The organism is Haloterrigena gelatinilytica (assembly GCF_013342145.1).
Taxonomy (GTDB): domain Archaea; phylum Halobacteriota; class Halobacteria; order Halobacteriales; family Natrialbaceae; genus Haloterrigena; species Haloterrigena gelatinilytica.
In genome coordinates, this window is sequence record NZ_JABUQZ010000001.1 from 3,660,923 (window position 1) to 3,674,924 (window position 14,002).

The following is a 14,002-nucleotide window of genomic DNA, read 5'->3' on the forward strand; positions in this document are numbered from 1 at the left end:
GCACGTCTCACCGACACCGTCTCGATCGGGGGTCGTCAGGCCCGCGCCCGAAACAGCACGACGCCGGTGCGGTACGATTCCAACCGCTCGCCGTCGTCGGCGTACCTGAAGTCGAACGCCGCTTCGAGGGCGACCGGCGCGTCCGCGAGCAGCGACCGGATCTCCCGTCGGCGGTCGTCGGGCACGTCCATACGATCGAGCCACGCGTCGACCTCGAGGCGTCGGCTCGTCTCCCGGACCGCGTCGACGGTCAGTCCCGCGGCCTCGAACCAGTCGCGCCACTGCGCCGGGGAGGAGGTCTCGACGTGGCCCGGATCGCGCAGTCGTTCGATTCGGTTGACGTAGCTCGCCAGTTCCGGGTCGGCGGGGACCGCGAGGTCCTCGAACGCGAAGACGCCCCCCGGCGCGAGCACCCGCTCGACCTCGGCGAGGAACGCCTCGGGATCCGGGAAGTGGTGCGCGGCGAACCGACAGGTGACCGCGTCGAACCGATCCGACGGAAACGGCAGGCGCTCGGCGTCGACGACGGTCCCCTCGAGACCGTCGTACTCGCTCGTCGCCGTCGCGACCATCTCGGGAGCGAGGTCCGACGCGACGACCCGCGACACGCCTCGGTCGGCGACGGCACCGGCGACGTGGCCTGCGCCCGTCGCGACGTCGAGGGCCCGCGTCGCGTCGGCAGACCAGTCGACGAGCGTCTCGAGGTCGTTCCCCTCCTTGAGAACGGCCCCGTCCCGATAGCCGTCCGTGGCGTCTCCGAAGGCGGTCGCTACGTCGCGTTTTCTGTCGGCGTCGTTCGTCACGAGCCGTTCTTGTGGTGAAACGAACATGAAGGTTGGTGGGGACGGCTCTCGAGGTGGGGACGAGACTCGAGGCTGGGTTCGACGAGAGCAGGCGATACGAACGACGAACGGATCCGAAAGACGGGATTCGGGAGCGACGACGAAATATGGAGAAATGGGCCGACTCGGTGGAATCGAGATGGGCTAGTCGAAACGGCGGTCGGTGCGAGCGGTGTCCTCCGTTCCTCGCCGCGAGGGCCGCAGGCCCGAGCGGGCCGACGACCGATGTGAGCGGAGCGAACGGAGGGAGGAGGCTTTTATACTAAATTTTGCCGAGGGGCGGCGTAGCCGCCCCGCAGAGCGAAATTTAGGTTTACATCATGCCGCCCATGCCGCCGCCCATACCGCCCATGCCGCCCATGCCGCCGCCGGGGCCGCCGGGCATCTCCTCGTCATCGTCGTCGTCGGCGACCGCGAGGTCACCGGCGGCAATGACGTCGTCGATGCGCAGCAGCATGACGGCCGCCTCGGTGGCGGACTCGATGGCCTGGGTCTTCACGCGCAGCGGCTCGTAGACGCCTTCCTCGGCCATGTCGATGGTGTCGCCCGTGTAGGCGTCGAGACCGGAGCTGGTCTCGCCGCCGTCGTGGTCGGCGCGCAGCTCGACCAGCGAGTCGATGGGATCGAGGCCGGCGTTCTCGGCCAGCGTGCGCGGGATGACCTCGAGGGCGTCCGCGAAGGCTTCGACGGCGAGCTGCTCGCGGCCGCCGACGGAGTCGGCGTAGTCGCGCAGCGAGAGCGAGAGGTCGACTTCGGGGGCGCCGCCGCCGGCGACGACCTTGCCGTCCTCGAGGGTCGTTCGCACGACGCCGAGCGAGTCCTCGATGGCGCGGTCGACCTCGTCGATGACGTGGTCGGTGCCGCCCCGCAGGATGAGGGTGACGGCCTTCGCGTCGTCGACGTCCTCGACGAAGATGCGCTGGTCGCCGGCGATCTCCTTCTGGGCGACGCTCCCGGCGAAGCCGAGGTCGTCCTCGCTCAGGTCGTCGACGGACGAGACGGGCGTGGCGCCGGTCGCGCGGGCGAGCTGGGACTGGTCGCTCGCTTTAACGCGGCGGACGGCGATGATGCCCTCCTGGGCGAGGTAGTGCTGGGCCATGTCGTCGATGCCGCCGTCGACGAAGACGACGTCGGCGCCGACTGCGGCGATGCCCTCGGCCATCTCCTTGAGCTGCTGTTCCTCCTGTTCGAGGAACTGTTCGAGCTGGTCGGGGTCGGTGACGTTGACCTCGGCGTCGATCTCGGTCTCCTTGATCTCGAGGTCGCCGTCGATGATCGCGACGTCGGCGTCCTCGGCGAAGTAGGGCATGCTGTCAGAGACGCGCTCCTTGTCGATGATGACGCCCTCGACGAGCTCGGAGTTCTCGATGGAGCCGCCGACGACCTTCTCGACTTTGATGTTGTCCGTGTCGACACCGTCGTCGTCCGCGACGGCCTGGACGGCGTCGACGACGAGTTCGGCCAGCAGGTCGCGGGCGCTCTCGGCGCCCTTGCCGGTCATCGCCGTGGCGGCGATCTGCTCGAGGATCTCGTCGTCGTCCTCGTCGACGTCGATGGCGACGTCCTCGAGGGCCTCGGTGGCCTCCTCGGCGGCCTGTCGGTACCCCTGGGCGAGGGTGGTCGCGTGGATGTCCTGGTCGAGGAGCTCCTCGGCCTGGCTGAGGAGTTCGCCGGCGATGACGACGGCGCTCGTGGTGCCGTCGCCGACCTCGTCCTCCTGGGTCTCGGCGACTTCGACGATCATGTCGGCCGCCGGGTGGTCGATCTCCATCTCCGACAGCAGGGTGACACCGTCGTTCGTGACGATGACGTTGCCCGTCGAGTCGACGAGCATCTTGTCCATCCCCTTCGGACCCAGCGTGGTCCGTACGGACTCGGCGACGGCTTTCCCGGCCTGAATGTTCATCGACTGCGCGTCTTTTCCGGAGGTCCGCTGGCTGTCCTCCGAGAGAACGATAAGGGGCTGGTTACCCATCTGCTGAGCCATAGTCAAGGGAACGATTGATTGTTATTCTATATAAGCTTTTTGTTTGTTGGTCGGGCGATCCCCGTTCCGTACGGGGGTTTCTCACACCCCGTCGATCTCGAATCGGGCGCCGCCGGAATCGCTGTCGGTCACGGAGATGCTCCAGCGGTGGGCGTCGACGATCTCGCGAACGATGTGCAGTCCGAAGCCGGTTCCGTCGTCGCTGTCGGTGTACCCTCGCTCGAAGATCCGGGACCGCTCGGGGACCGGGATGCCGGGACCGTCGTCGGCGACGAAGAACCCGTTTCCTTCCGCGAGCGTTCCGACGGTGACGACGAGTTCGTCGTCGGTCTCGCCGGGTTCGCTGTCGTCGGTCGACGGTTGACCGCCCGTCGAGCCGTGCTCGACACTGTCGTCGGCCGCAGGCCGACTGCTCGTGGAACCGTGTTCCACGCTGTCCTCCTGAGCCTGCGAAGGAGGGGTTGTCGAGCCGTGCTCGACACTGTCGTCGGCCGCAGGCCGACTGCTCGTGGAACCGTGTTCCACGCTGTTTCGAAACAGGTTCTCGAACAGCTGTCGGAGCCGGTCCGGATCGGCGTCGAACGTCGTCGAGTCCGCGACGTTGAGCGTCGCGTTCGGCGTTTCGACGGTTCTCCAGGCCCGTCGCGCGATCAACTCGAGATCGACGGGCTCGGCGTCGTCGATCCCCTGTCCCTGTCGGGCCAGCGTCAGCGTGTGTTCGATGATCCGATCGATGCGCTCGTGGGCGTCTTCGACCTCCCGGACGTACTCCTCGTCGCCGGTCTCGACGGCCAGATCGAGGTAGCCCTCCGCGACGGACAGCGGGTTCCGCAGGTCGTGGGAGACGATGTTCGCGAAGTCCTGGAGGTCCTCGTTCTTCCCCTTGAGTTCGGCGCGGTCGTCCTCGAGCGCCCGGATTCGGCGGCGGCGCTCGATCGCGCCGATGGCCGCCGTCGCGATCGGTCGGAACGTCCGGACGTCGATCTCGTCTACCGCGTCGGCGTCGAGACCGCCGAGGCGGACGATTCCCAGCGTCTCGGACGGGACGACGAGCTCGGTCGACGCCGCGGCGGTCGGGTCGTCGGATCGGAACGCCGACCACCGCGGATCTCCCCCTTCGGCGATCGGTTCGATCTCGAAGCGGGCGTCGGCCGCGGGCGTGACGATCTCGGGTACGAGCTCCGATCGGAGACCGTCGTACCGGTAGACGGCGACCGCGGTCGTCCCGAAGAATTCGTCCGCGACGTCGGTCACCGGCTCCGTGATCCCGTCGATCGTTTCCGACTTGACCAACGAACGGACGGCCGCGTCGACGAGTTCGAACCGGGACCGATCGGTCCCATCGTCGTCACCGTCGTCCCTCTCCGCCGGCGGCCCCTCGACGTCGAGCGCCTCGACCCACTGCTCGACGGCGTCGCTCGAGAGTCCGGTAAGTGCGGCGATCTCCGCCGTCGAACGGCCCCGGTTCGACGCCAGCGCCACCAGCAACCCCTCGCGGGTCGCCGGCGACTCGTCGGCCAGTACGGCCTCGACGGCGTCGATGTCCGACAGCGGATCGAGATCGGACATTGCATTGCAGATAGTAACGAACCGGCATAGTCATTGTGGGGGTGGCGATGGGCGCCCGCGGCCGGTCGCGTGCGGCTTTCGCCGGCGCTTCGCTCGTCGCCGACTCGCGGCGACGGAGACGTCTCTGCCGTTGTGACGGACAGTACGTTTATGTGAGTGTACTTCCATCCTTGCCTTAGCATCGATGAGTGAGATTCTCGCCGGAGTCGGCCACGCGACCGACGACGACTCGACGGCGGCCGGCCGCCGCGCAGCCCGCGCCGCACGAGACGACCTCGGCGGCGAGGAACGGATCGCGTACGCGTTCGGCTCGAGCGAGTACGATCAGGCCGCGTTACTCGGCGGTATCGAGGCCCAACTCGACTGTCCGGTCGTCGGCTGTTCGACGGCCGGCGAAATCGCCCACGCGCAGTCGTACACCGAAAGCGTCGTCGTGCTCGCGCTCGCGGGCGACGGTATTCGCCCCGGCGTCGGGTCCGCACCGGAGTTCGCCGAGTTCTCGAGAAAGGCGGGAATGGAAGCGGCCTCGGCGGCCGTGGACGACCTCGACGACGGCCCCGTCCCGACGTCGGTTTCGGCGTCCGAGTCGGGGCGGCGGCGGTGGTATCCGAAGCTGCTCGTGAACGCGTTCGGCCCGGGCCTGACCGGCAGCAAGGAGTGGGCCCTGATCGGCGTCCAGGACGCGCTGGGCTGGGCGCACGTCGCCGGCGGGTTCGCCGGGGACGACTGGAAGCTCGATTCGACGTGGGTCTACCGGGACGGCGAACCGGTCGAGGACTCGATGGCCGTCGCCGCGATGGACGTCGACGTCAAGACCGGCATCGGCGTCGCCAACGGCCTGCGCGAGACCGAGCACACGTTCATCGTGACGAGCGCCGAGGACAACCGCCTCTACGAACTCGACGACAAACCCGCACTGGAGGCCTACCGCGACCGCTACGGCGACCGGGTAACCCAGGAACACTTCCTGATGACCCATCCCCTCGGCGCGGACGACGACGGCGAGGAGACCCACATCGCGATGATGACCGACGTCGACGAGGAAACGGGATCGATGATCGTCGGCGAGAAACCGCTCGAGGAGGGTCAGGAACTGACGGTCATGGATACGTCGGCCGACGCGGTCCTCGACGGCGTCGAGACCGCCGTCGATCGGGCGCTGACGGCCGCCGGCGGGCCGGACGATATCGCGGCCGTGCTGGTGTTCGACTGCAACTGCCGCTGGTACCACCTGTCGAACGAGGAGACGCGAAACGCCGAACTCGACATCGTCAGGGAGCGCGTCGGCCCGAACGTTCCCGTCGCCGGCTTCTACAGCTACGGGGAGATCGCGACGCCGAACCCGCTGTGGAACGACGATCCGCGGTCGCTCATGCGTCAGGACGTCCACCACCAGAGCATCGCCATCGAGGTTATCACCAATGAATCACTGTAACCCCGCGTCCGCCGCGACGGGCGAGAGCGCCTAACCCATGTCCATGACGGACGAAACCCCCGGCTACACCGTACTGATTCAGGCCGCGATCGACCGGGAGAAGGACATTCTGGGGCCGGCGGACGCGATCGAGTGCGCCGACTCCGTCGACGGACTCGTCGTCGACGGCGACGGGACCGTCGTCGACGTCGAACGCGACGGCCGGGCGGTCCTCGGGGACCTCGTCGGCGCGTACGTGGCGACGGCCGGCGACGTGGCCGCGTTCCTCATCGCCCGTCGCCTCGAGAACATGTGCGACCGCGAGGAGGTCGACCTGCCGGAGAACCTCGCGAAACACATGTGACTCGCGAGGAGACTCGTTCCGTTCTATTCGGCGGCGAAAGAGACCGTCCGTAGAGCCGGTCGATGAACTCGAGACTTCGAAATTAGGACTGGCCGCCCGGGAACCGGTGGTACTCCATCCCCTGGTGTTTCATCTCGTTGTGTTTCTCCTCGAGGAAGGAGTACACCGCGCCGTGGGGCGCGCCGTCGAGGAGCATCTCGGCGGCGCTGCGGACGGCGTCGACCTGTTCGGGCGTCCCGATGATGCCGAGCGTCGAGCCGTAGATGACGACGTCGGCGCCGGTGAGCTCCTCCATGAGTTCGCGGGTCCGACCGCCTTCGCCGATGAGTCGGCCCTTCTTGCGTTTCATGTCGTTCTTGTTGCGGGCGGCGGCGTCGATGTCGACGACGTCGAACAGCATCATGTCGTCCTCGAGCAGGCGCAGCGCCGCGTCGGGCGCGAAGCCGCGGCCGACGGCGCGGACGATCTCGGGGCCCTTGAGCCCGCGGACGGGATCGCCGACGGTCTCGACGGCGACGGAGCCGTTCTCCGAATCGATGTCGAGTCGCACCTCCGCTTCCGCTTCGATCTCGCGCATCGTCTCGCCGCCCTCGCCGATGAGGACGCCGATGCGGTCCTGCGGAATCTTCACGTGTTGCATACTGCCCGATACTGGCTGGGTGAGGTTAAGACCTTGGTCCGAGCGTTCAGGGTCTGCGGGGAGCGGTCCCACGACGCTCGGGGCGCCCCCTCGCGGCGGCCGCGGCGGGGGGAGGGGGAACCGATCTCGAGGGCCGCTCGAGTCCCGCTACCGTCGCCGGAAAATGGAGGTGCGACGTTGAAGAGTCGCTCCCGCGTAGGGCTCTCATGGCTTCCGATCCAGCGTACGAGGTCGCCGTCGAGAGCGACGAGGCGCTCGAGGGCCCCCTGCTCGTCGGCCTCTCGAACGCGGGGCTGGCGGGACTCACGGCCGTCGATTACCTCGTCTCGCACCTCGAGTTCGAGCAGGTCGGTCACGTCCGGGCCCGCGGACTGCCCGACATCACGCCGGTCGAGGACGGCGTCCCGCGACACCCGATGCGCGTGTACGCCGCCCCGCGGGCCGGCTACTGCGCGGTGCTCAGTGAACTGTTCGTCCCGGTGTGGGCGGCCGACGCGTTCGCCGACGGGCTGTTGGAGTGGCTCGATACCACCGAGATCGACGAGCTGGCCGTCTTGCACGGAATTCCGTACCCGCACGGTCCGGACGAGCACGACGTCTGCTACGTCGCCACCCCGGCGTACGGGGACCGGCGACTCGACGGTGCGGACGTGTCGCCGGCCAGCGGCGGCGTGCTCGACGGCGTCGCCGGCGAACTGACGGCCCGCAGTCTCGACGGGGACGCCCCGCCGCTCGGCGCGTACGTCACCCCGACGCACCCGCCCGGTCCGGACCTCGAGGCGGCGCTGCGGTATCTGGACCTCCTGCGAACGGTCTACGACCTCGAGATCGACGACGATCAGCTCCGCGAACGCGCCGCGGAGCTGCAGCGACACTACGCCGAACTCGCGGATCGCATGGCGACGCTGGAGGCCAACGAGGGCGCCGGAAGTCGGAGCTTTCCGGAGGATCGAATGTTCATGTGAGTCCCACTCGAGCGATTACGAACGTCCGGACGGGATCGCGGTGCCGACGAGTGTCGCGTTCCGATCCGCGACCGGACGCCTCCTCACTTCGGAATATCGCGGTCGGTGCAGAGATCGAGAAGCGCGCTGACGATGGCGGGCGGATCGCGATAGACGACGATCGAAGACTGTCGGTCGTACTCGACGAGGTTCACCTCGCGTAATTTCGGCAAGTGCGTGTGAATCAGTTCGGTCTCGATTCGATCGATCAGGTTCTCGGAGTCGATCTCGGCCCGATACGCGCGCTCCCACGCCGCGATCTGTCGGGCGATGGCTCCGAGCGATACACACTGTTCCTCTCGTAGATGGTGGAGCACGCACCGCCGCCGGTAGTTCGCGAAGACGGCGAAGAAATCGTCGAGGCACGGCCCCGTTCCGGATCCGTCGACGGGTGGTAGATCGTCACACATTGCTAGTCCTTATTACCGGCATAGCCGAAAGAGTACAGAGGTCGATAATACTTTTTCGGCCAGCTACGGTGGTTCGGGGTCGTAATCATCTAATTCATCAATTTCTACTGGCTAATTATATGTTATTGGATTAATAAGGTTTCGGCCTCCGTTTTCGAGTCGAACCGAATCGAGCGGTCGCGGTGACGAGCGCGCGGTGGCCCAAGTCACTCGTCGACCGACCGGAACCGGACCGACTCCGAACGGGTGTCGACGATCGCGACCGTGCGATCCTCGTCTGCCGCCAGCACGTGCGCACCGGGGTTGAGGACCGTCGTTCGGCCCTCCTCGGACAGTTCGCGCTCGTGGTGGTGGCCGTAACAGACGAAATCGAACGTCTCGCCGGCCGCGATCGCCTCGACCTCCTCGAGACTCTCCCCGTGGAGGACGGCGACAGAGAGCCCGTCGAACTCGAGGCCGGCGAACCGGCCGTGGAGTTCGCTCTCGCCGCCCAATGCGTCGAACGCGGCCTGCAAGTTGGCGACGTCGCCGTCGTTGTTCCCCAGGACGCCGTGGAGTTCGAACGCCTCGAAGTAGTCGACCATCAGCGGCGCGACGAAGTCGCCACAGTGAATGACGATCTCGACGCCTTCCTCGGCGAAGATTTCGGTCGCTCGCTCGATGGCCGCGACGTTGTCGTGGGTGTCGGCAACGATCCCGATGTTCATACGGGAGTACGCGCGGGCGAGCCACTAATTCGTTGAGGAGTCGTCGCTCGTAGCCGACCCGTCTTCGCCACGGCGTCGCTCGTACAGCGATTGTTAGAATTAATATGTTCTGTCTCTGTCACCATCTAGTATGGTGATGGTCCCTGGTTGGTCGGGCCGCAGCGTCCGAATCGCCTGGATCGAAGTGACGTGTGCACGGCGGAAACGCGGCCGTCCGCGAAGCCTTCGTCTCGTTCTCGGCATTGCACTGATCGCGCTCTCGATCGTCAGTGGCATCGGTGCGTACGGTCTCGGGGCAGCAGTTTCCCGGGACCTGTTCGCGTTCCCGCTCGAGACCGTGCGGACGGGAGCGACCGTCGGATTGCTCTCCGCGATCGTCGTCTTCGCACAGGCGACGTCGCGGCAACTCGAACGCGCCGAAACCGACCTGTTGCTGACGACGGTTACCACCCGCGAGTTCGTGGTCGGGATCGCCCTCGCCGTCTATAGCCGAGTGGCGCTGCCGTGGCTCCTCCCCGTCTGCAGCGGGGCCGTCGGGTTCGCCGCCGGCGTTCGGTCCCCGTCGACTGCCGTGGCCATCGCCGTCGCGGTCGGCGGTGGCGTCACGCTCGCGGCGGTGATCGGTACCGTGGTCGTCTTCGCTTGGAGTCTCGTTCCCGCGCGCGTTACTGCCGTCCTTCGGCAGGGATCCGTCCTGCGGTACGCGTTGATCGGCGTGATATGGCTGATCGGGTCCGTCGTCGTCATCGTGCTCCCGCTCGATCGGGTGACGGAGCTCGCTCGCCGAGCGCCGAGCGCGTGGCTCGTCGATCTGGGGCTGATCGCCGTCCCGGAAATCGACACCGTCTCACGTCGCGGCCTCGGTGCGCTGGTGGTACTCGCCGTCGGCATTCCAGGTGGCGTAATCGCTGCAGTCGCGATCGCCGATCGAGTCCTCGGCGAGGAAGCGGACGCTGCCGAACTGACGGCCGGATCGCGATCGCTCGTCGGTGACGGCCTCTCGAGGCGGCTGTTCGGACGCTACGTCTCGCGCCCCGCCCTGACCGTCGCCCGGAAGCGGTGGGTCCAGGAGTGGCGGGTGTCGGTGGCGTTCTTCGGAATGATCTGCTTCCCGTTGTTCGGTCTGACCGGAATCACTCTCTACACGAGCACGGTGAGGGACGTCCCGCCGCTCGCGCTGGTATCTATCGCGTTCGTCTGTGCGACCGGCGTCGGACAGGGGTTCGGAAGCGAGGTGCTCGGCGCCGAGTACCCCGTGTTACCGATGACGCTCACGTCAGTTTCCGGCCGGGAGTTCGTCCGAGGAACCATCCTCGCCGGCGTCGCCGCCGGTGCGCCGCCGACCGCGCTGCTCACGCTGGGCGCCGGACTGGTCGGCTCGATCGGCGTTCTCGAGGCCGTCCTGATCACCGCCGCGAGCGTCGCGTGGTGTTGCTGTAGCGTCGCCGTCGCGACGGCGCTCGGAATGGACGTCCGGTATCGGGACATCTACCCGATGCCGTATCCGTTCACCAGCGCGATGATCTACGGGGAGATCGGTCGCGCGTCGTTCATCCGACTCGGACTGATCGGGGTCGCGCTCGCCGCCGTCTGTCTGCCGGCGGCCGTCGCGTCCGTCCCGCTGGTCACCGAGACGGTGACGGCGGTGCTCGGCGTTCCGGCACCGCTCGTTCGAAGCGCCGCCGTCCTCCTGACGATCGGTATCGCGCTGGCCGTCTCGAGGGCGGCCATCGACCGCGCCGTGGAGACGTACGCGGAGTACACGATCCGATGATCACGAGGACTCGAGAGCGGACTTACGGCTCGAGTCCCGTCGGCACGCCGGCCCGCTCGAGCGCCCGCCGCCGCTCTTCTGACGTCAGCCGATAGGGCTCCAATTCAGACTCGAGCGATCCCAGCTCCGCGCGCCGGCGCTGGTGGTCGGCGAGGAACTCGGTGATCCGGTCGATCGCGATCTCCTTCAACTCGCCGCTGAGCAGGTCGCCCGCCCGGTAGTCGGCGGCGATGCGCTCGAGGCGGTCGTCGTTCGGTTCGAAGAAGAACCGGAGGTACTGGAAGGGGACGTCGACGGTCGGATCGCCGCCCTTCTCGCGGTGGTCGGCGAGAGTCGCCCGACCGCCGGTATAGGCGTGGGTTCGAATCGTCTCGGCGACGGTCTCGGGGTCGTCCGTGAGTTCGATCGAGGGCGCGTCCCCGGAGGAACTCATCTTGCCGGGTCCCTCGAGGCTCGGGAGGAACCGCCCGAGCAGGGCGCCCGGTTTGTCGACCGGTAGCGCCTCCTTCGCGGCGACGTCGCGACAGACGCGGACGTGCGGATCCTGATCCACGGCGATGGGGACGAGCGTCGGCTGCCGGCCGGCGACGAGTTGCGGGAGCAGGAGGTGAGTCGCCTGCACGGCGGGGTAGAACTGCAGACCCACGGTGTCCTGCTCGCCGTAGACGGCCTCGACCGTCGCCGGCGTGAGGTGCTTCGCGAGTCGGACCGCGATCGGATAGACCACGTCCGCGTCGGCGGTGTCGACGACGATCCGCGTCCGGTCGGGATCGAAACCGACGGCGAGGATATCCCGCAGGTTCTCGCGGGCGTGCTCGCCGATCGATTCGAACGACTGGTCCCTGGCGAGGAACTTCTCGTCGTCCGAGAGCGGGATGTACACCGTCGCGCCCGTCGCTTTCTGAAAGCGCTTCGCGAGGGACAGCGGGAGGACGTGGCCCAGATGCATCGGTCCCGAGGGCCCGCGACCGGTGACGATCGCGTGCGGATCGCCGGCCGCGGCGGCCTCGAGGTAGCGGTCGACGCCCCGGCCCGCGTAGAACGTCCGCCGCCGGAGCAGCGGGTGGTCGGGGAAGCGTTCGATCTGCGCGTCGGTGAGCGGATCGGCGCCGAAGCGCTCGAGCAGTTTCTCGTAGTCGATCTCGCCGTCGACGGCGTAGGGCGTGACGGTGAACCCGTCGGCGGCCGCGGTCGCCTCGGCGGGTGAGTCGGCGTTCGTCTCGCTGTCGGTGCTGTTCGGCGTGTCGGATGGTGCTGGCATCGGATTCGTAGGTGCGACTGCGGCGGTCGGAACGCGATTCGAGAACCAGAGCGAAGGGAGCGCCCGCCGCCGCGGCCGCCGGGTTAGGCCGCGTCGCCCGCAGCGACGGAACTGTCCGCTCTCGAGGGGAGCTGCCAGCGCCAGTGCCACTCGAGAGCGGACGCCATTACCGATCCGTAGCCTGTCGGCGACTCTAACGGTTTCGGTTCTCGAGATCGGGCGTAACGGTCGTCTCTCGAGGCCCCTCCATCGACTATGGATGCCAATAGAGGGGCCTATCGTGTCTCCCCGAGACGCATCCCGCTACGTTTGCGTGTTGTTGTTTTAGTATAAATTTTCCGATAGGAATATCAGCGCTCCGCGAGAGGGTCCGCGTATGACCGACCGGACGACCGATATCGAACGGCGGCGACTGCTGGGGTACGCCGGTGCGACGGGCGTCACCGCGCTGGCGGGGTGCCTGTTCGGCGAGGAAACGACGGACGACGAGGGGAACGGTGACGAGAACGCCACCGATTCCGGCGACCCCGATTCCGAAGAAACGGAGCCGGAGGAGTCGACCGACGACGGGTCGACGACGACCGTCCGACTGCTCCATGATACGCACTTGCACGGATCGATGGGGTCGCCCGACGAGGCGCTCAACGTCGCGAACTACTTCGGGCTGATGTGCGATCTCGCCGCCGACGCGCCCGACGGAAACGCGCTCGTCGTCGGGAACGGCGACGATCTGCACACGTCCGTCGAGTCCTCGGTCTTCGACGGCGGCCACATCGTCTCGCTGTTCAACGCGGCCCCCCTCGAGTACGACACGTACGGCAACCACGAGTTCGACAACGGCCCGGCGAGCCTCCGCGAGAACGTCGCCGACAGCGAGTTCACGTGGGTGAGCGCCAACGTCCGCGACGAGCGCACCGGCGACGTCTTCGCCGCCGAGGAGGGCGCTCGGCGCTACGCCGTCGAGGAGATCGAGGGCGTCCGGTTCGGAATCACCGGACTCGCGCCGGTGGACACGCCCGAGGTCACCTCCGTCGGCGACCACGTCGAGGTGCTCGAGCCGGAGACCGCGGCCGCGGACGTCGTCGGCGAACTCCGCGACGAGGGCGCGGACGTGGTCGTCCTGCTCTCGCACCTCGCCAGTCCCGTCGCCGCGGATCTGGTCGCGGCCGTCGACGGCATCGACGTCGCCGTCGGCGACCACGCCGCCGTCGTGCGCGACGAGCCGATGTCGGTGAACGACACCGTCGTCTCCCTCGTCGGCGACGAGTTCGACTACGTCGGCCGCCTCGATCTCGAGGTCGGGAGCGACGGACTCGTCGATCACTCGTTCCGACGCTTCGACCTCGCCGAACTGGTCGAGAACGGCGACGTCACGCCCCACGAGGAGGTCCAATCGCTGCTCGAGAGCTACGAGGCCGACCTCGAGGCGGAACTCGACGTCGTCATCGGGGAGACGACCGAGCCCCTGGACGTGCGGACCGAAACGGTCCGCAGGGAGGAGTCGAACTTCGGGAACTGGCTGACCGACGTCGTGCGCGCGGACCTCGAGGCCGACGTCGCCCTCCAGAACGGCGGCGGCATCCGCAGCGACGAGCTGTACGCGGCCGGCGGCGTCACCAGACGGACGATCGTCGATATTCTCCCGTTCCCCAATCGGACGGTGAAACTCGAGGTCTCGGGCGCGACGCTTCGCGAGGCGATCGAACTCGGCGTGAGTGCGGTCGCGGAGGGCCACGGTCGGTTCCCGCAGGTCAGCGGGATGGCCTACGCCTACGATCCGGACGCCCCCGCGGGCGAGCGCGTCGAAGAGATCACGGTCGGCGGCGAGCCCCTCGAGACCGACGCGACGTACGAACTCGCGACGAACGACTTCGTCGCGGGCGGCGGCGACGGCTACGAGATGTTCGCGGACGGCGACGTGCTCGTCCCAGCCGACGAGGGGACGCTGCTCTCGGCGCTCGCGATCGAGGCCGTCCAGGAGGCCGAGGTCATCGGACCCGAAACGGAGGGACGGATCGAGGTCGTCTGAG

The 14,002-nt window shown here is 67.6% G+C and carries 12 protein-coding genes; 5 read left to right on the forward strand and 7 right to left on the reverse strand.

Translation table 11 applies throughout. The features are described 5' to 3' along the window. Positions 1-35: 35 nt before the first annotated feature. From HTZ84_RS18150 to HTZ84_RS18160, 3 genes are all read right to left on the reverse strand, one after another. Complete coding sequence (locus tag HTZ84_RS18150; RefSeq protein ID WP_309138880.1) at positions 36-803, reverse strand: class I SAM-dependent methyltransferase; 768 nt, start codon at positions 801-803, stop codon at positions 36-38. A 352-nt stretch (positions 804-1,155) separates the two neighbouring features. Further along, complete coding sequence (thsA, locus tag HTZ84_RS18155; RefSeq protein WP_174682622.1) at positions 1,156-2,817, reverse strand: thermosome subunit alpha; 1,662 nt, start codon at positions 2,815-2,817, stop codon at positions 1,156-1,158. Between the two features lie 93 nt (positions 2,818-2,910). Next, positions 2,911-4,398, reverse strand: coding sequence for a sensor histidine kinase (locus HTZ84_RS18160; protein ID WP_174681970.1), 1,488 nt, complete (start codon positions 4,396-4,398; stop codon positions 2,911-2,913). 184 nt (positions 4,399-4,582) lie between these two features. On the opposite strand from HTZ84_RS18160, the gene HTZ84_RS18165 reads away from it, so the two are divergent. Both HTZ84_RS18165 and HTZ84_RS18170 read left to right on the forward strand, forming a co-directional pair. Next, complete coding sequence (locus tag HTZ84_RS18165) at positions 4,583-5,833, forward strand: FIST signal transduction protein (protein WP_174681971.1); 1,251 nt, start codon at positions 4,583-4,585, stop codon at positions 5,831-5,833. Between the two features lie 37 nt (positions 5,834-5,870). After that, entirely contained in the window at positions 5,871-6,176 is a 306-nt protein-coding gene (locus HTZ84_RS18170; RefSeq protein WP_174681972.1) for a hypothetical protein, read from the forward strand. Between the two features lie 82 nt (positions 6,177-6,258). Here the strand turns inward: HTZ84_RS18170 and HTZ84_RS18175 are convergent, their stop codons facing one another. Beyond that, positions 6,259-6,816, reverse strand: a complete 558-nt coding sequence (locus HTZ84_RS18175) for a KH domain-containing protein (protein ID WP_008893413.1) — start codon at positions 6,814-6,816, stop codon at positions 6,259-6,261. A 206-nt stretch (positions 6,817-7,022) separates the two neighbouring features. On the opposite strand from HTZ84_RS18175, the gene HTZ84_RS18180 reads away from it, so the two are divergent. Next, positions 7,023-7,781, forward strand: coding sequence for a proteasome assembly chaperone family protein (locus HTZ84_RS18180; protein ID WP_174681973.1), 759 nt, complete (start codon positions 7,023-7,025; stop codon positions 7,779-7,781). Between the two features lie 83 nt (positions 7,782-7,864). Here the strand turns inward: HTZ84_RS18180 and HTZ84_RS18185 are convergent, their stop codons facing one another. Together HTZ84_RS18185 and HTZ84_RS18190 are read right to left on the reverse strand one after the other, a co-directional pair. Then, complete coding sequence (locus tag HTZ84_RS18185) at positions 7,865-8,230, reverse strand: helix-turn-helix transcriptional regulator (RefSeq protein ID WP_174681974.1); 366 nt, start codon at positions 8,228-8,230, stop codon at positions 7,865-7,867. A gap of 206 nt (positions 8,231-8,436) precedes the next feature. Continuing rightward, entirely contained in the window at positions 8,437-8,937 is a 501-nt protein-coding gene (locus HTZ84_RS18190) for a metallophosphoesterase (protein ID WP_174681975.1), read from the reverse strand. A gap of 130 nt (positions 8,938-9,067) precedes the next feature. Between HTZ84_RS18190 and HTZ84_RS18195 the strand changes: the two genes are divergently transcribed. After that, entirely contained in the window at positions 9,068-10,711 is a 1,644-nt protein-coding gene (locus HTZ84_RS18195; RefSeq protein WP_174681976.1) for a hypothetical protein, read from the forward strand. Positions 10,712-10,733: 22 nt separating this feature from the next. Here the strand turns inward: HTZ84_RS18195 and HTZ84_RS18200 are convergent, their stop codons facing one another. Further along, on the reverse strand, positions 10,734-11,972 hold the full coding sequence (locus tag HTZ84_RS18200) for a tryptophan--tRNA ligase (RefSeq protein ID WP_174681977.1): 1,239 nt from the start codon (positions 11,970-11,972) through the stop codon (positions 10,734-10,736). Between the two features lie 376 nt (positions 11,973-12,348). Between HTZ84_RS18200 and HTZ84_RS18205 the strand changes: the two genes are divergently transcribed. Beyond that, positions 12,349-14,001 (forward strand): bifunctional metallophosphatase/5'-nucleotidase, encoded by a 1,653-nt coding sequence (locus HTZ84_RS18205; protein WP_174681978.1) that lies wholly within the window; start codon positions 12,349-12,351, stop codon positions 13,999-14,001. The last annotated feature ends 1 nt before the right edge of the window (position 14,002 follow it).